Origin of the sequence: Pseudomonas sp. MD330_10, from assembly GCF_042610415.1 — a bacterium.
Taxonomy (GTDB): Bacteria; Pseudomonadota; Gammaproteobacteria; order Pseudomonadales; family Pseudomonadaceae; genus Aquipseudomonas; species Aquipseudomonas rhodesiae.
The window spans coordinates 47,706-69,338 of record NZ_JBHGZU010000017.1 but is presented as its reverse complement, the minus strand read 5'-3'; the positions used below and the strand labels follow the sequence as shown (position 1 = coordinate 69,338).

At 60.3% G+C, this 21,633-nt stretch carries 20 protein-coding genes and 4 tRNA genes; 12 read left to right on the top strand and 12 right to left on the bottom strand.

Annotated elements, in window-relative coordinates:
• Nucleotides 1-540 carry a TetR/AcrR family transcriptional regulator gene (locus ACFZPT_RS21660; protein WP_034137626.1) on the top strand — a complete coding sequence of 180 codons (540 nt, stop codon included), beginning with the start codon at nucleotides 1-3 and terminating at the stop codon, nucleotides 538-540.
• Nucleotides 541-600: 60 nt separating this feature from the next.
• On the opposite strand, the gene ACFZPT_RS21655 is transcribed toward ACFZPT_RS21660, so the two are convergent.
• From ACFZPT_RS21655 to ACFZPT_RS21640, 4 genes are all read right to left on the bottom strand, one after another.
• Nucleotides 601-1,380 (bottom strand): ABC transporter permease, encoded by a 780-nt coding sequence (locus ACFZPT_RS21655; protein WP_034096712.1) that lies wholly within the window; start codon nucleotides 1,378-1,380, stop codon nucleotides 601-603.
• Nucleotides 1,377-2,309, bottom strand: coding sequence for an ABC transporter ATP-binding protein (locus tag ACFZPT_RS21650; RefSeq protein WP_034137625.1), 933 nt, complete (start codon nucleotides 2,307-2,309; stop codon nucleotides 1,377-1,379). The genes ACFZPT_RS21655 and ACFZPT_RS21650 overlap by 4 nt, the downstream gene beginning before the upstream one ends.
• 134 nt (nucleotides 2,310-2,443) lie before the next feature.
• Nucleotides 2,444-3,061, bottom strand: coding sequence for a glutathione S-transferase family protein (locus tag ACFZPT_RS21645; RefSeq protein WP_034096710.1), 618 nt, complete (start codon nucleotides 3,059-3,061; stop codon nucleotides 2,444-2,446).
• A 44-nt stretch (nucleotides 3,062-3,105) separates the two neighbouring features.
• Nucleotides 3,106-3,765 carry a transglutaminase family protein gene (locus tag ACFZPT_RS21640; protein ID WP_034096709.1) on the bottom strand — a complete coding sequence of 220 codons (660 nt, stop codon included), beginning with the start codon at nucleotides 3,763-3,765 and terminating at the stop codon, nucleotides 3,106-3,108.
• Between the two features lie 192 nt (nucleotides 3,766-3,957).
• Here ACFZPT_RS21640 and ACFZPT_RS21635 point away from each other — a divergent pair, with 192 nt between their 5' ends.
• Together ACFZPT_RS21635 and ACFZPT_RS21630 are read left to right on the top strand one after the other, a co-directional pair.
• Nucleotides 3,958-6,405, top strand: coding sequence for an acyl-CoA dehydrogenase (locus ACFZPT_RS21635; RefSeq protein WP_047882844.1), 2,448 nt, complete (start codon nucleotides 3,958-3,960; stop codon nucleotides 6,403-6,405).
• 74 nt (nucleotides 6,406-6,479) lie between these two features.
• The gene (locus ACFZPT_RS21630; protein WP_034096707.1) at nucleotides 6,480-6,887 is read left to right on the top strand and encodes a PA2817 family protein; all 408 of its coding nucleotides are present in this window, start codon (nucleotides 6,480-6,482) and stop codon (nucleotides 6,885-6,887) included.
• Nucleotides 6,888-6,913: 26 nt separating this feature from the next.
• Here ACFZPT_RS21630 and ACFZPT_RS21625 read toward each other — a convergent pair whose 3' ends face one another.
• A complete protein-coding gene (locus tag ACFZPT_RS21625; protein ID WP_379555650.1) occupies nucleotides 6,914-7,846 on the bottom strand; it encodes a LysR family transcriptional regulator in 933 nt (310 codons plus the stop codon).
• A gap of 89 nt (nucleotides 7,847-7,935) precedes the next feature.
• On the opposite strand from ACFZPT_RS21625, the gene ACFZPT_RS21620 reads away from it, so the two are divergent.
• Nucleotides 7,936-8,562, top strand: coding sequence for a hypothetical protein (locus tag ACFZPT_RS21620; protein ID WP_099313168.1), 627 nt, complete (start codon nucleotides 7,936-7,938; stop codon nucleotides 8,560-8,562).
• Nucleotides 8,563-8,593: 31 nt separating this feature from the next.
• Here ACFZPT_RS21620 and ACFZPT_RS21615 read toward each other — a convergent pair whose 3' ends face one another.
• Both ACFZPT_RS21615 and ACFZPT_RS21610 read right to left on the bottom strand, forming a co-directional pair.
• The gene (locus tag ACFZPT_RS21615) at nucleotides 8,594-10,168 is read right to left on the bottom strand and encodes an alkaline phosphatase (RefSeq protein ID WP_099313137.1); all 1,575 of its coding nucleotides are present in this window, start codon (nucleotides 10,166-10,168) and stop codon (nucleotides 8,594-8,596) included.
• Nucleotides 10,165-10,719 (bottom strand): GNAT family N-acetyltransferase, encoded by a 555-nt coding sequence (locus ACFZPT_RS21610; RefSeq protein ID WP_099313136.1) that lies wholly within the window; start codon nucleotides 10,717-10,719, stop codon nucleotides 10,165-10,167. The genes ACFZPT_RS21615 and ACFZPT_RS21610 overlap by 4 nt, the downstream gene beginning before the upstream one ends.
• A gap of 190 nt (nucleotides 10,720-10,909) precedes the next feature.
• Between ACFZPT_RS21610 and ACFZPT_RS21605 the strand changes: the two genes are divergently transcribed.
• From ACFZPT_RS21605 to ACFZPT_RS21580, 6 genes are all read left to right on the top strand, one after another.
• Nucleotides 10,910-11,317, top strand: coding sequence for a biopolymer transporter ExbD (locus tag ACFZPT_RS21605; protein ID WP_034096703.1), 408 nt, complete (start codon nucleotides 10,910-10,912; stop codon nucleotides 11,315-11,317).
• 2 nt (nucleotides 11,318-11,319) lie between these two features.
• A complete protein-coding gene (locus ACFZPT_RS21600) occupies nucleotides 11,320-12,045 on the top strand; it encodes an energy transducer TonB (protein ID WP_379555649.1) in 726 nt (241 codons plus the stop codon).
• 24 nt (nucleotides 12,046-12,069) lie between these two features.
• Complete coding sequence (locus ACFZPT_RS21595; protein WP_034096701.1) at nucleotides 12,070-14,349, top strand: TonB-dependent receptor; 2,280 nt, start codon at nucleotides 12,070-12,072, stop codon at nucleotides 14,347-14,349.
• Between the two features lie 18 nt (nucleotides 14,350-14,367).
• Nucleotides 14,368-15,015 (top strand): MotA/TolQ/ExbB proton channel family protein, encoded by a 648-nt coding sequence (locus ACFZPT_RS21590; protein WP_034096700.1) that lies wholly within the window; start codon nucleotides 14,368-14,370, stop codon nucleotides 15,013-15,015.
• A 50-nt stretch (nucleotides 15,016-15,065) separates the two neighbouring features.
• Nucleotides 15,066-16,283, top strand: a complete 1,218-nt coding sequence (locus ACFZPT_RS21585) for a phospholipase D-like domain-containing protein (protein WP_099313134.1) — start codon at nucleotides 15,066-15,068, stop codon at nucleotides 16,281-16,283.
• Between the two features lie 95 nt (nucleotides 16,284-16,378).
• Nucleotides 16,379-18,118, top strand: coding sequence for a dipeptidase (locus ACFZPT_RS21580; protein WP_099313133.1), 1,740 nt, complete (start codon nucleotides 16,379-16,381; stop codon nucleotides 18,116-18,118).
• A 99-nt stretch (nucleotides 18,119-18,217) separates the two neighbouring features.
• On the opposite strand, the gene ACFZPT_RS21575 is transcribed toward ACFZPT_RS21580, so the two are convergent.
• The 4 genes from ACFZPT_RS21575 to ACFZPT_RS21560 all read right to left on the bottom strand — a co-directional run bounded on the left by ACFZPT_RS21575 (nucleotide 18,218) and on the right by ACFZPT_RS21560 (nucleotide 18,631).
• A tRNA-Gly gene (locus ACFZPT_RS21575) sits at nucleotides 18,218-18,293 on the bottom strand.
• Nucleotides 18,294-18,296: 3 nt separating this feature from the next.
• Nucleotides 18,297-18,372, bottom strand: a tRNA-Glu gene (locus ACFZPT_RS21570).
• A gap of 105 nt (nucleotides 18,373-18,477) precedes the next feature.
• A tRNA-Gly gene (locus ACFZPT_RS21565) sits at nucleotides 18,478-18,553 on the bottom strand.
• Between the two features lie 2 nt (nucleotides 18,554-18,555).
• Nucleotides 18,556-18,631: transfer RNA gene (locus ACFZPT_RS21560), tRNA-Glu, on the bottom strand.
• Nucleotides 18,632-19,010: 379 nt separating this feature from the next.
• On the opposite strand from ACFZPT_RS21560, the gene ACFZPT_RS21555 reads away from it, so the two are divergent.
• The gene (locus ACFZPT_RS21555) at nucleotides 19,011-19,781 is read left to right on the top strand and encodes a hypothetical protein (RefSeq protein WP_080761411.1); all 771 of its coding nucleotides are present in this window, start codon (nucleotides 19,011-19,013) and stop codon (nucleotides 19,779-19,781) included.
• A gap of 117 nt (nucleotides 19,782-19,898) precedes the next feature.
• Nucleotides 19,899-20,711, top strand: coding sequence for an alpha/beta fold hydrolase (locus ACFZPT_RS21550; protein WP_099313132.1), 813 nt, complete (start codon nucleotides 19,899-19,901; stop codon nucleotides 20,709-20,711).
• A 34-nt stretch (nucleotides 20,712-20,745) separates the two neighbouring features.
• Here ACFZPT_RS21550 and ACFZPT_RS21545 read toward each other — a convergent pair whose 3' ends face one another.
• A complete protein-coding gene (locus tag ACFZPT_RS21545) occupies nucleotides 20,746-21,450 on the bottom strand; it encodes a methyl-accepting chemotaxis protein (RefSeq protein ID WP_371918513.1) in 705 nt (234 codons plus the stop codon).
• Nucleotides 21,451-21,633 lie beyond the last annotated feature (183 nt).

Sequence of the window (21,633 nt, the reverse complement as noted above, 5' to 3'; positions counted from 1 at the left end):
ATGGTGATTAAAGAAGGCCTTCGCCCGGGAGGCCGCAGTGCCCGGGTACAAGCATCGGTACATTGCGCCGTGCGTGAACTGTTGGAAGCCCACGAGCGATCCAGCGTGACTGTGCCGATGATTGCCGCGCGCGCCGGGGTGACGCCGTCGACCATCTACCGACGCTGGGGGGACCTCTCCGCCCTGCTCGCCGATGTGGCCGTTGCACGCATGCGCCCGGACAGCGAGCCGGCCGATACCGGCAGCCTGCGCGGCGACCTGCGAGCCTGGGCCGAGCAGTACCTGGATGAGATGAGTTCGGAACCGGGGCGCATGATGATGCGCGACGTGCAATGCAGCCCAACGCCAGGCTACTGCGTTAGCATTCTGAGCGGGCAGTTGCAGACAATTGTCGATCGCTACCCCGGCGAAACAGCGCCAAGCGTGGACCGCTTGATCAACCTGCTGGCGGCGCCGACAGTGTTTCGTATTCTGTTCTCGAGCGCGCCGTTGGCAGTTGAAGAACTGCACGAGCTGATCGAGCTGGCACTGAAGACCTGATGCAAAACCATAGGTGGGAGAGCGCTTGGCCCTCCCACATTTCACTGCGTTCTGATCAGCTTAGGTGCGCATCCCGCGCCCACTGACCAGCAACCGTGCACACCCGATGTAAAGCACCACAGTGGCCACGATCATAAAAGTGATCGCCACGCTGATCTTGATATCCGATACGCCGAGGATGCCGTAACGGAAGGCATTGACCATGTGCAGGACAGGGTTTGCCAACGATACGGTCTGCCAGAAAGGCGGCAGCAGGCTGATGGAGTAGAACACCCCGCCCAGGTACGTCAGCGGTGTCAGCACGAAAGTCGGGATGATCGAGATGTCATCGAAATTGCGCGCAAACACCGCGTTGATAAAGCCCAGCAGCGAGAAAATCGTCGCCGTTAGCACCACCACCAGAATCGTCACCCCCAGGTGATGCACCTGCAGATGGGTGAAGAACAGCGACAACAGCGTCACGATCACGCCCACCATCAAACCGCGCAGCACACCACCCAGGGTGTAACCGATAAGGATCGTGTGGGGCGACACCGGCGACACCATCAGTTCTTCGATGGAGCGCTGAAACTTGCTGCCAAAGAAGCTGGAGACCACGTTGCCGTAGGAGTTGGTGATCACCGACATCATGATCAGGCCCGGCACGATGTACTCCATGTAGGTGAAGCCACCCATGTCGCCGATCTGCCGACCGATCAGGTTCCCGAAGATTACAAAGTACAAGACCATGGTGATTGCCGGCGGCAGCAACGTCTGCGGCCAGATCCGGGTAAAGCGCTTCACTTCGCGATAGACGATGGTCTGCAGGGCGACGAGGTTGGGTTGCAGTTCGGAACTCATACCGCCACCTTCGCCAGATTTTTCTCCACCAGGGACACGAACAACTCCTCAAGGCGATTGGTTTTATTACGCAGGCTCAGCACTTCGATGTTCTGGGTCGCCAATTGGGTGAACAGCGCGGTGATGCCCATGGCTTTGTCCACCTGGACTTCCAGGGTATGGCTATCCACCAGGCGGCAGGGGTAGCCGAGCAGTTGCGGTGCGACGGTCAGATTGTTCTTCAAGTCCAGCAGGAACGTTTCCACATGCAACTGGCTCAGCAGGTTACGCATGCTGGTGTTCTCGACGATGGTGCCGTGGTCGATGATGCCGATATTGCGGCAAAGCTGCTCAGCCTCTTCCAGGTAGTGGGTGGTGAGGATGATGGTGATGCCCTTCTCGTTCAGCTCGGTGAGAAAGGTCCACATCGAACGCCGCAGCTCAATGTCCACGCCGGCGGTGGGCTCATCGAGGATCAGCAGGCGCGGCTCATGCACCAAGGCGCGGGCGATCATCAAACGTCGCTTCATGCCGCCGGACAGCGAACGCGAAGGCACGTCGCGCTTGTCCCACAGGCCCAATTGGGTGAGGTACTGCTCGGCGCGCTCCTTGGCGATTTTCGCCGGGATGCCGTAGTAGCCCGCCTGGGTCACGACGATGTCGAAAGTCTTTTCGAACTGGTTGAAGTTGAATTCCTGGGGCACCACACCGATGCAACGCTTGAGCGCCGCCGGGGACTGGTCCAGGTCATTACCGAAAATATTCACCGTGCCGCTGGTTTTGTTGACCAGGGTCGACAAGATGCCGATGGTGGTGGATTTGCCGGCACCGTTGGGGCCGAGCAAGGCGAAGAAGTCACCCTCAGCAACGTCCAGATCGATACCACTCAGGGCCTGGAAACCGTTGCCGTAGGTTTTGGTTAGCTGCCGGATGGACAGAGCGGAACTCATATCGGATTACGCACCAGAGAAGGGAATAGAAAGAGTAGATGAGGGCGCACCGCCCTTAGTTCAACGACAGCGCAGGACAGGCATGGTGCTTGGCCGCGCCGCACAAGTACAGTCACCCGTATTAATAGTAGGTATTAAGTCAACGCGGTCATGACGGCTTTTCGGTAGGCCGGGCGTTGCTGCAAACGCTGGTACCACGCCTCCAGATGCGGCATGGCCGGCCGTTCGATGGGCATTTCAAACCACGCGTAGATAAAGCTGCCCAGGGGAATATCGCCCATGCCGATGGCGTCGCCGGACAGGTAGGGTTGTTCGGCCAGCGCCTTGTCCACCATACCGAGCGCGTCAATGCAGGCGTTGCGCCCGGCATTGATGGCATCCCAGTTCCGTTGCTCCGCTGGGGTGCGCACGATGCCCCAGAACACTGCTTTGAATGGCTCGGCGAGGGTCGAGGTGGTCCAGTCCATCCACTTTTCCGCGTTGGCGCGGGCCTTGAGGTCGGTCGGATACCAGCTCGCCCCGTGCTTGGCGCACAGGTAGCGCACGATGGTATTGGATTCCCACAACACGAAGTCGCCGTCTTCGATCATCGGCACCCGACCATTGGGGTTCAACGCACGGTACTGCGGCGTGTCGACCACCCCAAAAGCACCGCCCGCATCGATGGCCTCATAGTCCAGGCCGAGCTCCTCGGCGCACCACAGTGCCTTCCTGACATTCGATGAATTTTTACGACCCCAGATTTTCAGCATGACCGCGCCTTAGTGGTTGGGTGGACGCAGCAGCATACGCCGGTTCACGAGCGGCTTAAATCCGTCTGCAAGTCGCCGAGCAAGGGAGGCAGCCCATCGTCAAACAGGTGCGGGTAACATTTCTGCAGGTGGGAAAAGAAAAAAGCCTCCGGCACATCGGTAAATTGCCCATGGTCCACCACGTATTCCATCGAGCGCTGGCCTTGGCGATTGAAGGGGTGGAAAACGCTATCGTTGATACCGTCGAACGCCAAGGGCGGCACATCGAAAAGTTCACACAGCTGGGCATTGAACGCCGGCGTGGCCTTGACCCAGCGACCGTGCAGATACAGTTCGGTGTACCCATGCATGGCGAACACATCACTCTTGAGCAATGCGATCAGGCGTGGGGTCGACAGGTGGTTGCGCACGTCCGCCAGGCCGATGCGCGCGGGGATGCCGCAATGCCGGGCGCAGGCGGCGAGCAAAGTGGCCTTGGGCACGCAGTAACTCTCACGGCTGGCCAGGGCGAAACTGGCACTGAGGGTGCGCGGATCGCGACTGAAGGTGTAGGGGTTATAGCGAATCGCCTCACGCACGGCATAGTAAAGACTGACCGCCTGGTCACTTAAATCCGCGCTGGTTCCGCGATGTTTTACCGCGAACTCCACCACCGCAGGGTGGTCACTATCGATGAAGCGGCTGGGACTCAAGTACGCATTCATGATGTTTCATCTCCGTGGCAAGCCTGGAGTTTAACCACAGGCTCACACCACGGATAACGACGATTCGGCCAAATGTCGGCGCCCGCTGCAGGGGGCTGTCAGCACAACTGGTTACACCCTGACCACCGCGTTTTCTCGGATGCCGACTAAGCTCCTTGGTGGTTTCGCCCTTGGTTTCACGGAGGATTGAATATGCTGTTGTTGTGGATACTGGTTCTGGTGGTCGGCATTGCCTACCTGGCACACCGCCGCACCGCGCCCCTGCCCGCCCTGGGAGTGGTCGCCGTTTACCTGTTGGCGATGGGCGCCTGGAGCCACGCACCGGGCTGGTTGTTGGTGATCCTTTGGGTGCTGCTGGCCGTCGTCGCGGCGCCGCTGCTGCTGCCGGACCTGCGTCGCCAATATTTCACCAAGCCGCTGTTCAGCTGGTTCCAGAAAGTCCTGCCGCCGATGTCCGAAACCGAGCGCGACGCCATTGACGCCGGTACGGTGTGGTGGGACGGCGAACTGTTCAGCGGGCGTCCCGACTGGGACAAATTGCTCGCCTACCCCAAGGTGCAGTTGACTGAAGAAGAACAAGCCTTCATCGACGGCCCCACCGAAGAACTCTGTGCGATGGTCAGCGACTGGGAAATCGGCCAGGCCATGGACCTGCCTCCAGCCGCCTGGGAGCACATCAAGACCCACGGTTTCTTCGCCCTGATCATTCCCAAGGAATACGGTGGCAAGGGCTTTTCGGCCTACGCCCACTCACAGGTTGCGATGAAGCTCGCAACCCGCAGCGGTGACCTGGCTTCCACCGTAATGGTGCCCAACTCCCTCGGCCCAGCCGAATTGCTGCTGCATTACGGCACCGACGAACAACGCAACCACTACCTGCCGCGCCTGGCGCGTGGCGACGATATCCCCTGCTTCGCCCTGACAGGTCCGCTGGCCGGTTCCGACGCCGGCGCCATGCCCGATACCGGCGTGATCTGCAAAGGTGAATGGCAAGGCCAGGAAACCATCGGTCTGCGTTTGAACTGGGAAAAACGCTACATCACCCTTGGCCCGGTCGCGACCCTGCTGGGGCTGGCGTTCAAGGCCTACGACCCCGACCACCTGTTGGGCGAGGAAGAAGACCTGGGTATCAGCCTGGCCTTGATTCCCACCGACACCCCCGGTGTTGAAATCGGCCGTCGCCATCTGCCTTTGGGCGCGGCCTTTATGAATGGCCCCAACTCCGGCAAGGACGTCTTTATCCCCCTGAGCTACCTGATCGGCGGCCAGGAAATGCTCGGCAAGGGCTGGATGATGCTGATGAACTGCCTGTCGGTAGGCCGTTCGATTTCCCTGCCGGCGGTGGGCACCGGCGCCGCGAAGTTCACCAGCCTGGTGACCGGCCAGTACGCCCAGGTACGTGAACAGTTCAACGTGCCGCTATCGGCCTTCGAAGGCATCCAGGAAGCCCTGGCCCGTATCGGCGGTAACGCCTGGCTGATGGACAGCGCGCGGATGCTCACCGCCAATGCCGTCGACCAGGGCGAAAAACCTTCGGTGCTGTCGGCGATTCTCAAGTACCACCTCACCGAGCGGGGCCGCGAATGTATCGGCCACGCCATGGACGTGCATGGCGGCAAGGGCATCATCATGGGCCCGAACAACTACCTGGGCCGCAGTTGGCAAGGCGCGCCGATCTTCATCACCGTGGAAGGCGCGAACATCCTGTCGCGCAACCTGATGATCTTTGGCCAGGGTGCAATCCGTTGCCATCCCTTCGTGCTCAAGGAAATGGCGCTGGCCGGGCGTGAAGATAAGGACCAGGCACTCAAGGAATTCGACAGCCTGCTGATGCAGCACATCGGCTTCGCTGTCAGTAATGCTGCCAGCACGCTGGTGCTGAACCTGGGCATCGGCCACTTTGAGAAAGCGCCGGGCAACCGCCTGAGCCAGGGCTACTTCCGTGCATTGAACCGCCAGGCAGCGGCGTTTGCGCTGCTCGCCGACCTGAGCATGATGTTGCTGGGCGGCGAATTGAAACGTCGCGAACGCCTCTCGGCGCGTCTGGGGGATGTACTGAGCCACATGTACCTGGCATCGGCGGCACTCAAGCGCTACCACGACCTGGATTCGCCGGATCACTTGGAACCCTTGTTCGTCTGGGCCATGGAGGAAAGCCTCGGTGAGTCGGAGCGTGCATTGGATGAACTGCTGAGCAACTTCCCGAACAAGGTGCTTGGCTGCCTGATGCGGGTAATCGTATTCCCGTTTGGGCGTCGCCATACTGGTCCGTCGGATGCGCTGGATGCCGAAGTGGCCGCAGTGATCGGTCGTGCGAAAGGCGACCCGACCCTGGAAGAATTGCTGGCCGGCTGCTATCGCCCGCAATCGGCGGAAGATCCGGTGGGCGCCCTGCAACATGCCTACGATCTGCTGAACGCCAGCCACCCGCTGCAAAAGAAACTGCACACCGCGCTCAAAAGCGGCCAGCTCAAACCGGCTGCCGGCGAGCACGCCATCGACGCGGCACTCAACGCCGGCGTGTTGCAGGCGGCTGAAGCGCAGACACTGCGCGACGCCGAAGCTGCACGCCGCAAGGTGATCGACGTGGATGATTTCAGCAAGGAAGAACTGGCCCAGGCTGAGGGCAAAGTCCGCTGATACGAGCGGTCATATAATTACGGGCGCGTGAGCTATATACTCTCGCGCCCGTTTTTGCTTTGAGGACTTATCTCGTGTCCAACGTCGTTGCCGATCATCTCGTCTTGCTCGACCACCTGCGCAGCATCCTGGTAGCCGTCGGCGAAGCCGAACAGGTGCCCGAGGAAAGTCACGCCCTGTTCCTGGAGCGCTTCGACGAACTGCGCGCCCTGTTGCCCATCGACCCAATCGAAAGCCAGTACCTGGGCCAAGACCTGATGAGTCAGGTCATCCTGCGGTACCCGCAAATTGCCCACCTTGTACCGCGCGATCTGCTGTGGTTCTTTGGCGGCGACTGCCTGCACTTCATGCCCGATGAAGAACTGGACCTGTACCAGGCCCTGGAAGAACGTCGCTACGAAGCCGAACAGAACGACGAACCGTTCGACTGGAACCAAGAAAAGCAGCTGCTGGCCATGCCGGACGACCAGAGCAAGCACTGATCTGCCAGGAGCGAGCCTGCTCGCTCCTAACGTTTTCTCAGCGTCGGCTCCTTGGCCATGCACGCCACCAGGTAATCGATAAATACCCGTAGCTTCGGCGGCAAATAGCGTGTCGGCGAATGCAGCAGCCACGCCTCGCCGTGGTACGACGCAATAAAGTCCCAAGCCGGCAACACCTGCACCAAGCGCCCCTCCTCCAAGGCATGGCGCGCCGTGAAATACGGCAGGCTGCCAATACCCACATGCTGCAACACCGCATCCAGACGCACGCCGGTATGGTTCGCGGCATAACGCCCGCGTACCGCGACGGTCACGGCCTTGGTGCCCTGACGAAACTTCCAGCGTGAATCCGCCGGTGTCTCGCCAAGATAAATGCAGCTGTGCGCCGCCAGATCATGGGGATGGCCCGGCGTACCGTGCTCGGCCAGGTACTGCGGTGTCGCACAGAGCAAATGTTCGATCGGCAACAACTGCCGGCCCACCAGCCCCGGCGGCGGGCTGTCGGTGATGCGGATACTCAGGTCGACGTTGTCGTCGATCAGGTCCACATGGCGATCCTCAAGGATCAGCTGCACATCCACCTGGGGATAGCGTCGCAGGAATTCCGGCATGTGCGGATGTACGACAAACCGCCCCACCGCCTTGGGCACGCTGACCCGCACCAGCCCCTCGGCTTCATGGGTGAACTGGCCACTGATCTCCATCACCGAACGCGCCGCGTTGACCATTTCCTGGCAGCGCTTGAACACCTCTTCACCGCCCTCGCTAAGGCGCAGTTTGCGCGTGGTGCGTTGCAGCAAGCGGGTCGCCAGCGCCCGCTCAAGACGCGAAATACTGCGACTCACCGCCGAAGGCGAAACGCTCAGTTGGCGCGCCGCTTCGGAAGAGCTGCCGGCCTCTACCACTTTGACGAACATCGCCATTTCCCCCAACAGGGGCAACGGAAGATTAATGCTCATGACGCACAGGTCCATTGATAATTGAACGGATTATCACCCATTCGAGCAGTATTTATACTGCCCGTAGAACCCTGATGCGGATGCAGATGATGACCGAACGCCTGTTTTTTACCCACGACCACCTGACCGCCGAGCTTGAAGTGCTGAGTTGCACGCCCCACGACGATCACTTCGCGGTAATCCTGCAATCGACCCTCTTCCACCCTCAAGGCGGCGGGCAGCCGTTCGACACCGGCTGGCTGGGCGAAAGCCAGGTGCTGCGTGTCACCCAGGAGGCCGACCGCGTGGTGCATTATGTCGACCGCCCTGTAGAACCCGGTCCGATCACCGCAAGGGTCGATGAACAGCGCCGCGCCCTGCACACGCGCCTGCATTCGGCCGGTCACTTGATCGGCAACGTCGGCGAAACCCTCGGCTGGATGCCGATCAAAGCCCACCACTGGCCGGGCGAAGCCAAAGTGACGTTTATCCGAGGCGAAGCGGCGCAAGCCATGCAGGCCGAGGCGATTCAACAGCAGCTCAACGAATGGATCGCCGCCGACTATCCCCGTCATATGGCCGTGGACAACGGCACTCGCGAAGTCGGCTTCGGCGAACTGCCCGCCTACGCCTGCGGCGGTACGCATGTGCAGACATTGAGCGAATTGGGCCAAGTCACCATCCAGGCCCTGTCCGAGAAAAAGGGCGCGCTGTCGGTGCGCTATACCCTGGATTGAAGCGTGTGTTGAGCGTTCACCCATTACGCCCTCAAATCGCGACCGCCCCTGCCCTCCCCGGCTCCACCGCGAACGATTTGAGGGTCGACACCGTCGCCGCAGGGTCCTGCGGGTCGCTGATGACACGCAGGTGCGTAAGCATCTGCCGCTCCTGCATCTCCACCGAAACGTAGCCGCGCTGGCGGCTGTCGAAAAACTTCACATGGGGGTTCATGGGCAGGATTTTGCTGAACGCCTCGAACGGCGGCCCATCGGACGTCACCGAGGTACCGACGAATTCGGTGGCGATCACCGGCGAATCCGGGTCATTGCCATCGACGTGTAGGTCGTTGGCCCAAAACGAGTGGATATCACCGCCCCAGAACACCGGGTTGTTCACCCGGTTGCGCTGAATAGACGCCAGCATCCTTGAACGATTGGCCATGTAGCCATCCCAACCGTCGGTCCAGCGGCCCGGCTTGTGGTTGGTCAGGTCCCGTTGCACCAGCGGCGCCACCAATAAGTCTTGAGCGATCACATTCCACTGCGCCCTGGAGTGGGCAAAGCCCTGATCCAGCCAAGCCTCTTGCTGCCACCCCAGCATCGTGCGGCCAGGATCGCGCAACTCGCTGCACGGGTTAGTCACCACATGCCCCTGATGACTGCCATTGGCCAAAACGCAGGGTTGCTCGGAGCGGTATTGTCGTCCATCGAGTACATGAAAACGGGCGAGTCGTCCGTAGTCCAGGCGCCGGTAAATGCGCATATCGGCGCCTTTGGGCTGGCTGCTGGCGCGCAGCGGCATATGTTCGTAATACGCCTGATAAGCCGCCGCCCTCTGCTGGAGAAATGGCGCCATCGGGGTTCTCGGGTCCTGGGACCAACGGTTGGCGTAGTCGTTCTGCACTTCGTGGTCGTCCCAGGTCGCCACGCTGGGGGCGGCAGCGTGCAGGGCCTGCAAATCCGGATCGGTTTTATACAGTGCATAGCGGTTGCGGTAATCGCTGAGGCTCACCGCGTTGCCACTGCCATGGGCGCGAAATACCTTGCCTGACTCCGGCGCGTAGGAACTGTCGTAGATATAGTCGCCCAGGAAAAACACCAGGTCCGGCTGCTCGGCGGCCAAGTGGCGATACGCACTGAAATAGCCACGCTCCCAATGGGAGCACGAGACAAATCCCACACGCGCCGATGTCATTGCCTGCAACGGCGGCGCCGTACGTGATTGCCCCACCGGGCTCTGCGCGCCCAGCCCTTCAAACTGATACCAATACGGCCGCCCCGCCTGCAGCCCTGCCACCTCCACATGCACCGAATGCGCCCAGCGCTCGCTGGCCATGACCTCCCCCTGGCGCACGATGCGCGTCATCGCCGCATCGCTGGCCACCCGCCAACGCACCGGCACCGCGCGGCTCAAGCCACCGCGCCCGTCTACGGCATTGAACCGCGACGCAAGCCGCGTCCAGATCACAAAGCCATCCGGCAGCGGATCCCCCGAGGCCACCCCGAGGGTGAACGGATAGTCCACCCCGGCACTGCGGGCGAACGGACTGAGGATCGAAAACGTGGTAGCCACCGCCAGCCCGGCCAGCACCCGACGTCGCCCCTGATCGACCGGGCCGTTCATACGCGGTGCTCCCACTCAGAACGCAGGGCGGCGAACACCAGCATGTCTTCATGCACACCGTTCTTAAGAAACGCCCCGCGCAGACACCCCTCGTAGTGCAGACCGATTTTTTCCATGACCCGCGCCGATTCTTTATTACGGCTGAAGCACTGACTGCCCACGCGGTGCAGCCCCAACGCCTCAAACCCATAGGCCATCAAGGCAGTGGCGGCCTCAGCCGCAAACCCTTGGTTGCGCTCAGACGCCGCCACCCAGCCGCCCAAGTGCCCATACCTGTGCGCCGCGTTGATGCGCAGACTGACGACGCCGATCAATTCATCATCGTCGCGCCGGTGCATACCCAGGCTCAGCAACCCCGTGGCGCGAAACTTTTCCTGCATCCCCTCGATAAAATCCTGCGCGGTTTGCAGCGTGTAGGGCGACGGAATGCTGGCCGTGTTATCGGCGATCTTCGGCCCGTTGGCCAGGGCGCATAACCGCTCGGCCTGGTGCGGTTCCAGTGCGTGCAGCAGCAGGCGCGGGGTCGACAGATACGGCAATTGGCAACTCATTCCTAAGGGCCCTCAATGTAAATTTTTTGAGAATGCGCGCCTTGGATTTCAATTCTGTTACGCCGGAAAAATGACCCTAGAGTCTTCTGTAAGACCCGTCCTAGAGCCCTAAAAACGTCAACTAAAGTTAACCAATCGGTCATTTTTGCTTGTTAGCGTGTCGCCCCTAATTCAATAACGGGGTAAGGGAATGAGAACCTGGGACGAACCGAAAAAACGCAAGGCGCACATCGAATTGATCCCGATGATCGACGTGATGATGTTCCTTCTGGTGTTTTTCGTACTCGTGAGCCTGAACGTGATTCCGGCCCTCGGCATGAAGACGCAACTGCCCAGCGCCAGCAGCTCGCAGCAGCTCAAGCCGCAGAACAAATTCATCCTGACCCTGGGCGTGGAAGGCCAGTTGCAACTCGACGGCAAGGACCTCACCGTCGACGCCCTGGTACCGGCGCTCAAAGCCGCAGAGAAGCCCGATACCAAGTCGACGATCATCGTCAACAGCGACAAGGGCGTGGAGGTTTCGCGCCTGGTGGAAGTGATGGACACCCTGCGCCTGGGTGGCTTCACCTCCGTGTCCATTGCCACGCGTAAGTCCTGACCATGTACGTTCTGTTTCGTGTGCGCCAACTGCTGGGCAGTGTCCCGGCCGTGATCGCCCTGGTGCTGATTGCCATGGGGATCCAGTCCCAGACATTGAAGGTCGAGCCGGTGTATGACGAGTCGGCGGTCGAGCTGGCCCTGGTCGATCCGGAGCCAGAGCCGCCAGTCATCCCGGAACCGGTGGTTGAGCCGCCACCACCGGTGATCGAGGAAGCCGACGCCGAGCCGGCGCCGCCGCCTCCACCGCCTAAACCGTTGCCAAAACCCGAACCCAAGCCCAAGCCCAAACCGCTGCCCAAACCGGTAGTGGCGAAAGCCGCGCCTACTCCGCCCCCGGTTGCCGCCGCCAAACCGGTACCAGCCGTAACCGCCCCAGCGGCACCTGCGCCGGCACCGCCCGCGCCGCCGAAAGTCGACGGCCAAGCCTTGGAGGGTGGCTATCTCAAGGGCCTGCGCAACGAGTTGGACACGTACAAGCAGTATCCCACCGGCCGTCAGGCATCCCTCGAACGCCCGAGCGGCGAGGTGGTGGTTTGGTTGTTGGTGGATCGCCAGGGCCGCGTGCTGGATTCCGGCCTACAGACCCAGGCGTCGAGCATGTTGCTCAACCGGGCCGCCACCAACAGCTTGCGTTGTATCAAGCAAGTCAAGCCGTTCCCCGAGCAAGCCTTCGGGGGCCGCAATGAGCAGCGCTTCACCGCCACCTTTAACTACAGCGTGCAATAAGCACCCGACACCAGGACGACACTGATGAGGTTCACACGGATTCATCTGGCACTCGTTGCCGCGAGCATGGGGCATGGCATGGTCATGGCCGACACCAACGACAGCGATGTCGGCACCATTGGCGTGCAAGGCAAGGCCACGGCGGGTGGCGGCTATATGGTGCAGGAAGAAAGCATCAAGGGCCGCTCCACGGTGACCAAGGAAGCGCTGGATAAACAGACCGCCACCGGCAACGCCGTGGACAAGCTCAAATACACCCCGGGCCTGAACATCTCCAGCGAAGACAACACCGGGCTGTCGGGCTTTCGCTTCACCATGCGCGGCCTCAACTCCGACCAGGTGGGGATGTCGGTGGATGGCATGCCGATCAACGACTCGGGCAACTACGCGCTGTATTCCAACCTGCTGGGCGACCCGGAAAACATCGAGCAGATCTTCGTCACCCAAGGCTCAGCGGAGGCCGACGGCCCGCACATCGGCTCCAGCGGCGGCAACATCGGGATCGTGACCGTTCGCCCAACCAAAGAAACCGGCGCATTCGTCAAACAGATCATGGGCAGCAACGCCACGCGCAAGACCTTCGCGCGGCTAAATACCGGAGAGATCAACGGCCTGAGCAACTGGCTGTCGGCTTCGCATACCGAAGGGGACATGTGGCGTGGTTCCGGCGCCGTGCGCGCGGATAAAGTCGAGTGGAACAGCTTTTTCGACGCCGGCGATGGCAACACCGCCAACCTGATCCTCAAGTACCACGAGCAGGACAACAACAGTTACAGCCAGTTGACCAAGAGCCAGTTCCAACAGAACGGCCGCAAGTTCGACCCCTACCCCGCCACCCCATCGGTGGGCAGCAACGGCAAGGTCAACAGCTATTACGCCCTGGCACAGAACCCGTTCCAGACTTTTACCGGCGTGCTCAACACCCAATTCAAACTGGCCGACAACCTGGCCCTGTCGGTGATCCCGTATTACTACTGGGGCAACGGCAGCGGGGTCGGTTCGTCCAGCTATGCACTCAACCGCGGCTCCAACGTCGGCGGGGTGTTCGACCTGAGCAATTTGCCGACCGCCGCGCAGTACAACGCCGACGGTTCGTCCACCACCGGCGTTTACTACCGTCCTTCACGCACGCAGACCTGGCGCCCCGGCATCACCACCAAGCTGAACTGGGACCTGGAAGAGCACAGCCTGCAATTCGGTTACTGGTATGAGCGCGCACGCCAAAGCCAGACCCAGCCGTTCATTGCCCTGAAAAACAGCGGCAAGCCCAGCGACACCTGGCCGGATGGCGATGCCGTGGTCGATGCCAACGGCAACACCGTACAGGGTCGCGACCGCTTTACCGTGACCCCGGCGCAGAAGGTCTGGGCCCAGGACACCTGGTACATCAACCCGGACTGGACCCTGGTGGCCGGCCTTGCCTACATGAACGTCAAGCGTGACGGCACCAACCACGGCAGCCTCACCGAGCAAGCCGAAAAACGTAACCAGACCTACAACAAACTGCTGCCCAACGCCGGCCTCAAATACCAGTTGGATGAGCGGGACCAGTTGTTCTATAGCCTCTCGCGCAACATGCGCATCCCGCAGAACTACGTGCTGTACGACAAGGGCGCCGGCTCCATCGACGCCAAACCGGAAACCAGCTGGAACCACGAGCTGGGCTGGCGCTACACCGATGACGACATGACCGTGGCCGCCACGCTGTTCTACATGCAGTTCAAGGATCGCCAGGTCTCCTCCAAGGACATCAACGGCGACTTCGCCGATATCAACGCCGGCTCCGTCAACAACAGTGGCCTGGAACTGGAATGGAGCGGCCTGCTGCCCCACCACTTCAACTACTACACCTCCTACACCTACACCAAGGCCGAGCAGCAAGACGACCTCACCGTTTATAACGCCGGCAAAGCCATCCTGTTGCCCACCAGCGGCAAGCAGTTCGCCAACGTGCCGAAGAACATGCTGGCGGCCAACATCGGTTATGACGATGGCCACTACTACGGCACCTTCGGCGGCAAATACACCAGCAAGCTCTACGGCGACCTGACCAACGACGAAGCCATCTCCGGCCGCACCGTATTCAACGCCGGTGCCGGTATCTACCTGCCGGTGGACAAGAAAGTGGTGAAGGACGCGACCCTGCGCCTGAACGTCGACAACCTGTTCGACAAGAAGTACCTGGACGGCGTCTACACCACCAAGACCAACTCCGCCAGCTACAGCGGTTTTCGCGACGGCGACCCGGCGTACATCGTAGGCCTGGAACGTACCGTGACGGTTTCCCTGGAAGCCAATTTCTAACTTGCGAGGTCAGTGAACATGGACATGAATTTGCTCCACGACATCACCTTCTATGTGATGTACGCCGCGATGGCGATTGCCATCTTTATCACCATCGAGCGCGGCATCTACTTCGCCTATGTGCGCCGCCAGGCCCGCGCCCTTAACAAAGTGCTTGGCGCCAATGTGCACAGCGAACGCGACTTGCCTCAGGAGTTGGCCCGTCGCCATAGCCTGCCGTTGGATATGGTCTTGCCAGTACTGGCACAAAAAGCCTCCCACGGCTCGCGCAAAGACCTGGATGACGTAATCGAAACCCAGTACCTGAGCACTCGCGCACCGTTGGCCCGCAGCCTGTGGATCATCGAAACCATCACCACCGCCGCGCCTTTGTTGGGCTTGCTGGGCACCATCCTCGGCATTATCGACACCTTCAAGGCGTTGGCCACGGCGGGGGTGTCGGACCCTGGGCAGATTTCCGGCGGCATCGGTACGGCGTTGTTCGCCACGGGCTTGGGGATTGCCATCGCGCTGTTCTGCGTGGTGTTCCATAACTTCTTCCAAGACAGCCTGGAGCGCATCAACGATCAGTTGAAAATCCTGCTGATCCGCGCCGCCAGCGGCGCGCGCGTGCAGAGCGAAACGCCACACCTGGTGCCGACGCCGTTGCACAGCCGCACCGCATAACCGTTTGCGCGGGCGCGCAATGCGCCCGCTTCTATTTAAAAGAGAGCCTTATGTCCGTCTCCTTGAAAATGCGTATCGCAGGCCTTGCCGGCTTGCTCCTCAGTCCGCTTGCCCAAGCGGATTTTTCAATTCCAGGATTTGAATTGGTACACACCGTACCAGTGGACACTGCCCTCGGCACCGCCGATCTACGTCAGCCGGGCCCGGTCTGGATCGAACTGTTCGACGGGGCGAAAAACACCATTGATATCGGCCAGTTCTACGCGGCCGATCATCCCGGGTCAGTCATGGACAAGGTCATCGACCACCTGGAAGCCGCTGGCAAGCGCGGTGTGAAGATTCGCTTTTTGATGGAAGAAAAAGGCATCAAGTTATCGGAGGGTTCAACCCTGGAACGCTTGCGTGCGATCCCCAATCTGACCTTCCGCGTGATGCCCTACGGGCAAGTCAGCGGCGGCATCATCCACGCCAAATACATGATTGTGGACGCTCGGCAGGCATTTGTCGGCAGCCAGAATTTCGACTGGCGCTCCCTGGAACATATCCATGAAACCGGGTTGCGCATCAGCGATGCCACGGTGGTGGGCCAGGTACAGGCGATTTTCGATCAGGACTGGCAAGCCCAGCAGGCGCTGGCCGAGCACCGACCGGTGCCATTGCCGGCGACCGGCCAGGCGCCTGTACGCACCGGCAATTACCTGGTGGCCAGCCCGCAGCGTTACAACCCGCCGGGGGTGGGCGACTCACAGCTGGAATTGCCCCGCTTGTTGGCGGAAGCGAAAAAAGAAGTCCGCGTGCAATTGCTCGACTACGCACCGCTGTCCTATGGACCGGACAATACGCGCCCCTACTATGCAGTGATCGACAATGCCGTGCGGGCCGCGGCCGCGCGCGGTGTGTCGATCAAGCTGATGGTGTCCAACTGGAACACCGACAAACTGGAACTGCCTTACCTCAAGAGTCTGGCCGTGCTGCCCAATGTGCAGATCAAGATTGTCACCCTGCCCGAGGCCAAACAGGGGTTTATCCCCTACGCGCGGGTAATTCACAGCAAGACCATGGAGATCGATGGTCAGCTCGCGTGGGTGGGCACCAGTAATTGGCTGGGCGGCTATCTGGATAATTCGCGCAACCTGGAGGTGGTGATGCGCAGCGAAACCATGGCCAAGCGTGTCGGGGATTTGCACCGACAGTTGTGGGACGGCCCCTACGCTAGAGCCCTGAACGTGACCGATGAGTATCCAGCGCCCCACCCTGGCCAGCATTGACCCGATACACCTGAGTGGTGGTAGTGTGTAGAAATGTTTCTGACAGTTTGATCAGAAACGTCCTACTCACTACTGGCAAAGGAATGCGACTGTCCATGCACTTTCCACTCAAACAATTAGTAGCTGCGAGCCTATTCGCGGCCAGCCTCACGGCCATTACAACACCGGCCTTCGCCAACATCACCGCCGAGCAAAGCACAGCGATTCTCAAGCAATTTGGTGAAACGCCAGTCAGCGATTTCCGCGGTTTCCTCGCCACCCTGGGCAAGGGCGATCTGGGCAAGACCGCCGATGTGGGCCCGGCGATCAACGCCTTTCTCGACAACAAAACCCTGAGTGCCGAGCAGCAGAACGAAATCAACCGTTTGCTGGGCATTTACACGCGGATCAAATACGGCAAGGCCGCTCTGGAGACGCTGCGGGAACTGGTGGAAATCCCGACCTTCAACGTGGACGGCGTACCGCAGTACCAGAACCCGGAATTCCTCAAGATCGCCGACAAGATCCAGGCCCTGGCCAAAGCTTTCAACCTGAACTTCCGTAACATCGACAACCGCGTGTACGAAATTTCCCTGGAAGGCAGCGGCGATGAAGTGGTCGGCATCCATGCCCACGCCGATGTGGTGCCGGTGACCCCGGAAAATTGGGTGCTGAAGGACGGCACCAAGCTCGACCCGTTCAAAGTCACACTGATCGGCGATCGCATGTACGGCCGCGGCACCGAAGACGACAAAAACGGCATCGTAGTGGCGATATATGCCATGAAGGTGATCAAGGAAGAGAAGCTGCCGCTGGCGCGCCAGTTCAAGCTGCTGGTGGACACCACCGAGGAAACGTCCGGCGACGCCATCCCGTATTACTTCGAACACAACCCGACCCCGCAGTACAACCTGGCACTGGATGGCGGTTACCCGGTGGTGATTGCCGAGAAAGGCTACGGCACGGTCATGGCCACTTTCCCGCGTCGCAAAGGTGAAGGCAGCGGCGCGGAAATCGTGGCGATGACCGGCGGCATGGCCACCAACCAGATTCCATCGGCATCGGTGACCACGTTTGTCACCGATCAGCCGGCCGAACTGGCGGCTAGCCTGCAAAAGGCCGGCGCGGAATATGCCAAGCGCAACGGTGGTGATTTCGAAGTGGCCGCCAAGGTTGAGGGCAAGGATGTGAAACTGACCGTCACCGGCGTGTCGGCACACTCGTCCGAGCCGGAGTCGGGTGTCAACCCGGTGGCGCGCATGCTGGAGTTGATCCACAGCGTCGACGGCAAGATTGCCCTCAAGCACAACCACATCACCGATGCCGCGCGTTATGCGTCGGACAATTGGGGCCTGGATTACCTGGGCGGCAAGTTGGGCGTGGGCTTTGCCGACGAATTTATGGGCCCGCTGACCACCTCGCTGACGTTCGTCGGCCAAGACGACAAAGCCTTCAAGCTGGCGGTGAACCTGCGCGTGCCGAAGGGCAAGTCGCCGGAAACGCTCAAAAAAGAAATCGCCGACAAACTCAGCGCCTGGGACAAAAACAGCAAAGTGGCGGTGGACTTCACCTATTCGATTGCCGAGCCGATGTACCGCAACCCGGAAGGCGAATGGGTCAAAGCGTTGCTGGCGGTCGCCACTGAAAACCTGGGCATGGAACATAAATTCGGCACCTCGGCCGGCGCCACCTCGGTGCATGAACTGCCCAACGGCGTGCAATTCGGCCTGGCTCGCCCGGAAGTGAAGTACACCGGGCATACCGACAATGAGTTCAAGACGGTCGATCAGTTCTTGCTGGACTTGCAGATCGTCACTGAAATGATGGGGCGCGTCGGGCAGTTGCCAAAGCTGTAATAGCAAAAAGCCCGCCGTGTTGGCGGGCTTCTCCAGCTTGATAAAAATCAAGCGCACACAAAAACGCCGATCATCTCTGATCGGCGTTTTCATTGAATATGGAGCGGGAAACGAGACTCGAACTCGCGACCCCGACCTTGGCAAGGTCGTGCTCTACCAACTGAGCTATTCCCGCAAATGGCGTCCCCTAGGGGACTCGAACCCCTGTTACCGCCGTGAAAGGGCGGTGTCCTAGGCCACTAGACGAAGGGGACACGCTACTGAAACACATGGTGTGTATTTCAGTGCCCAGAGGCCTCATCCGAAGACTTGGTCCTGGTTTCACTCAGTGCCGCCCGAGAGCAACACTGCTTAAAAATTGGAGCGGGAAACGAGACTCGAACTCGCGACCCCGACCTTGGCAAGGTCGTGCTCTACCAACTGAGCTATTCCCGCATTGGCGTCCCCTAGGGGACTCGAACCCCTGTTACCGCCGTGAAAGGGCGGTGTCCTAGGCCACTAGACGAAGGGGACACACGTACAACATTCACTCCCTACCGCGTTTCGCTGTGTGCTTTACGCTGTAAGTGGCGCGCATTCTATGGATGGATTGAAAGGTCGTCAACCCCCAAGGATAAATTTATTTAAATCAATGACTTCGCCCCCGTTTTGGGGCCTGCGAGGGCACTTTGCCCCCCCGCACCTTGACGCCTATATTCTGGCGCATGACAAGACGCTATAGTCCACCCTGACGAGTGATGGCAATATGAAGCCATCCATTTCAGCGCTCACCTATATAGATAGCAAGGGAGCCTGAGAAGAAAGAACGACGCGGCATCTGGTCGATCAGACCTATCCGCCTGATGGTCCAGTCACTACACTCTCCTGTAAACCCTATAAAGAGGTCACACCGGTGACACCACTCATGATCACCCTGCTGGTAATAGCCGGGATCGCAATACTGATCGCCATTGGCTACATGAACCATGTGGTGGAAAACAACAAGCTGGAAAAACAGCGCACCGAGATCGAACTCAACGATCGCCTGCGCCGTTGCGGTGAAATCACCGAGACGTTTCCTGGCCAGCTCATGACCCCTGCACTCAAGTTGCTGATGACCCGCCTTGAACTGAACGTCAATCAGCGCCTGTTGAACCTCAATAAGACCAACGCCGCGCTCAAGGCCCGAATTACTGAGCTGAATGCGCTGGTTGGCCAGGGCGAATCGATACCGGTTAACAACCCGCCCGCACCGATCCAGACCGAAGCTAAGGCCAAGGATGTACGCTTCCTCCTCGAAGCCCTGCACGGCCAGGTTACCCGCGCCGCCCAGGATGGTTTCCTGCCGGCCAACGAAGCCAAGCACTGGATCAGGGAAATTCGCCACATTCTGGTGTTGCTGCACATCGAGTTTTTCAACAATCTCGGCCAGCATGCGCTGCAACAAGGCCAGCCGGGCCAGGCGCGCCTGGCTTTCGAGCGTGGCGTGCAGTACCTGCGTAAGCAGCCGGAGCCGGTGCTCTACAGCGCCCAACTGCAAATGCTCGAATCCCAGCTGGCCCGCGCCAACTCCACCGTGCTGACCAACAGCAAGCCGGCCGAAGACGAGGTCAATGAATTGACCGAAGGCTTGAAAGTGGTGGACGCCGACGCCGAGTGGAAAAAGAAAGTCATTTACGACTGATCCCCTCCTCCCTATCTGGCGAACCTTGTTCGCCAGATGCCATCACTTTGCATCTATCCTCCCGCCTACGACTAGCGTAAAAAAGTGCCCCTCACACCGTGAAGAAAGAGGCCTGCTATGCCTGTCGCCGTGATTGATGGACAACCGCTGCATTACATCGACCAGGGCTGCGGCCCGGCTGTCCTGCTGGGCTCGAGTTACCTGTGGGACCGCACTATGTGGGCGCCGCAGGTCGAGGCACTGTCGCAAAAGTACCGCGTGATCGTGCCCGAGCTATGGGGCCACGGCGAATCGGGCCCACTGCCCCCGCGCACCCAATCTCTTGACGACCTGGCGCGCCAGTCCCTGGCCCTGCTGGACCAGTTGGATATCCCCAGCGTAAACCTGGTGGGTCTGTCGGTCGGCGGCATGTGGGGCGCGCGCCTTGCCCTGCTCGCGCCTGAACGCGTTAACAGCCTGGTACTGATGGACACGTACCTGGGCGCCGAGCCCGAGGCCACGCTTCAGTACTATTTCTCACTGTTCAAGATGATTGAAGAAGCCGGCGCTATCCCTGAGCCGCTGCTGGATGTGATCGCACCGATTTTCTTCCGCGCCGAAATTGACCGCGAGTCGGCGTTGTATCAGAACTTTCGCCAGTCCCTGCGAGACTTCCCCCGGGAACGCCTGCTGGACAGCATTGTGCCTCTGGGCCGGCTGATCTTCAGTCGCAAGGATGTGCTCGCGCAGCTGCCGCGCCTGGACCGCGACACCACCTTGGTAATGTGCGGCCAGCAGGACAAGCCTCGGCCACCGGCAGAATCGGCAGAAATGGCCGAGCTGATCGGTTGCAGCCTGATCCCGATTCCGGACGCGGGGCATATCTCTTCGCGGGAAAACCCGGACTTCGTCAATGAAGCCCTGCTGACGTTTCTGGCCAACCACGCTTAATTGCCCGCGCCTTTGGTCGCCGTCAGCGCGGCAATCAGAGGCGGAAGTGCCCCACCATACCCTTGAGTTCGGCGCCCAACTGCGCCAGCTCGATACTCGACGCGGCGTTCTCCTGCATGCTCAACGCCGACTGATCGGCGCTGGCTCGAATACTGGTGACACTGCGGTTGATCTCTTCGGCCACCGAGCTTTGCTCCTCGGCGGCGGCGGCAATCTGCTGATTCATCTGCTGGATCAGCGACACCGCTGACGCAATGCTGCCCAGAGCACTTTCGGTTTCCAGCGCATCGCTGACCGCCAGCTTCACCAGTTCACCACTCTGTTGAATCTGCTGCACCGACGTTTGTGCGGCGCTGCGCAAGGTGCCGACCAGCCGTTCGATCTCTTCGGTCGATTGTTGCGTACGCTTGGCCAACGCTCGCACTTCATCGGCCACGACGGCAAAGCCGCGGCCCTGTTCGCCCGCCCGTGCGGCTTCAATGGCGGCGTTCAGCGCCAGCAGGTTGGTCTGCTCGGCAACACTTTTGATCACGCTCAACACCGTACCGATATGCTGGATTTCCGCACTCAGGCTTTCGATGCTGGCACTGGCGCCTGTGCTGGAGGTGGCCAACAGCTCGATGCGCTGCAAACTCTGACGCACCACCTGCTGGCCGCTGTCGACTTTCTCGTCGGCGGTCTGTGCCGCCTGCGCCGCTTCTTCGGCGTTGCGCGCCACATCGTGCACAGTGGCGGTCATCTGGTTCATGGCGGTGGCCACCTGCTCGGTCTCTTCCTTCTGGCTGCTCACCTCGACATTGGTCTGCTCGGTCACGCTGGACAGCGAATGCGCGGAGCTGGCCAATTGCTCGATACCGGCCTGCAACCCGCTGACCATATGGCTTAAACCATTACCCATCTGCTGCATGGCCTGCATCAACTG

Bases quoted from the DNA above. Each gene is read 5' to 3' on its own strand.
- ACFZPT_RS21660 (WP_034137626.1), top strand. From the start codon at position 1: ATGGTGATTAAAGAAGGCCTTCGCCCGGGAGGCCGCAGTGCCCGGGTA.
- ACFZPT_RS21655 (WP_034096712.1), bottom strand. From the start codon at position 1,380: ATGAGTTCCGAACTGCAACCCAACCTCGTCGCCCTGCAGACCATCGTC.
- ACFZPT_RS21650 (WP_034137625.1), bottom strand. From the start codon at position 2,309: ATGAGTTCCGCTCTGTCCATCCGGCAGCTAACCAAAACCTACGGCAAC.
- ACFZPT_RS21645 (WP_034096710.1), bottom strand. From the start codon at position 3,061: ATGCTGAAAATCTGGGGTCGTAAAAATTCATCGAATGTCAGGAAGGCA.
- ACFZPT_RS21640 (WP_034096709.1), bottom strand. From the start codon at position 3,765: ATGAATGCGTACTTGAGTCCCAGCCGCTTCATCGATAGTGACCACCCT.
- ACFZPT_RS21635 (WP_047882844.1), top strand. From the start codon at position 3,958: ATGCTGTTGTTGTGGATACTGGTTCTGGTGGTCGGCATTGCCTACCTG.
- ACFZPT_RS21625 (WP_379555650.1), bottom strand. From the start codon at position 7,846: ATGAGCATTAATCTTCCGTTGCCCCTGTTGGGGGAAATGGCGATGTTC.
- ACFZPT_RS21620 (WP_099313168.1), top strand. From the start codon at position 7,936: ATGACCGAACGCCTGTTTTTTACCCACGACCACCTGACCGCCGAGCTT.
- ACFZPT_RS21615 (WP_099313137.1), bottom strand. From the start codon at position 10,168: ATGAACGGCCCGGTCGATCAGGGGCGACGTCGGGTGCTGGCCGGGCTG.
- ACFZPT_RS21610 (WP_099313136.1), bottom strand. From the start codon at position 10,719: ATGAGTTGCCAATTGCCGTATCTGTCGACCCCGCGCCTGCTGCTGCAC.
- ACFZPT_RS21605 (WP_034096703.1), top strand. From the start codon at position 10,910: ATGAGAACCTGGGACGAACCGAAAAAACGCAAGGCGCACATCGAATTG.
- ACFZPT_RS21600 (WP_379555649.1), top strand. From the start codon at position 11,320: ATGTACGTTCTGTTTCGTGTGCGCCAACTGCTGGGCAGTGTCCCGGCC.
- ACFZPT_RS21595 (WP_034096701.1), top strand. From the start codon at position 12,070: ATGAGGTTCACACGGATTCATCTGGCACTCGTTGCCGCGAGCATGGGG.
- ACFZPT_RS21590 (WP_034096700.1), top strand. From the start codon at position 14,368: ATGGACATGAATTTGCTCCACGACATCACCTTCTATGTGATGTACGCC.
- ACFZPT_RS21585 (WP_099313134.1), top strand. From the start codon at position 15,066: ATGTCCGTCTCCTTGAAAATGCGTATCGCAGGCCTTGCCGGCTTGCTC.
- ACFZPT_RS21580 (WP_099313133.1), top strand. From the start codon at position 16,379: ATGCACTTTCCACTCAAACAATTAGTAGCTGCGAGCCTATTCGCGGCC.
- ACFZPT_RS21550 (WP_099313132.1), top strand. From the start codon at position 19,899: ATGCCTGTCGCCGTGATTGATGGACAACCGCTGCATTACATCGACCAG.
- ACFZPT_RS21545 (WP_371918513.1), bottom strand. From the start codon at position 21,450: ATGACCGCCACTGTGCACGATGTGGCGCGCAACGCCGAAGAAGCGGCG.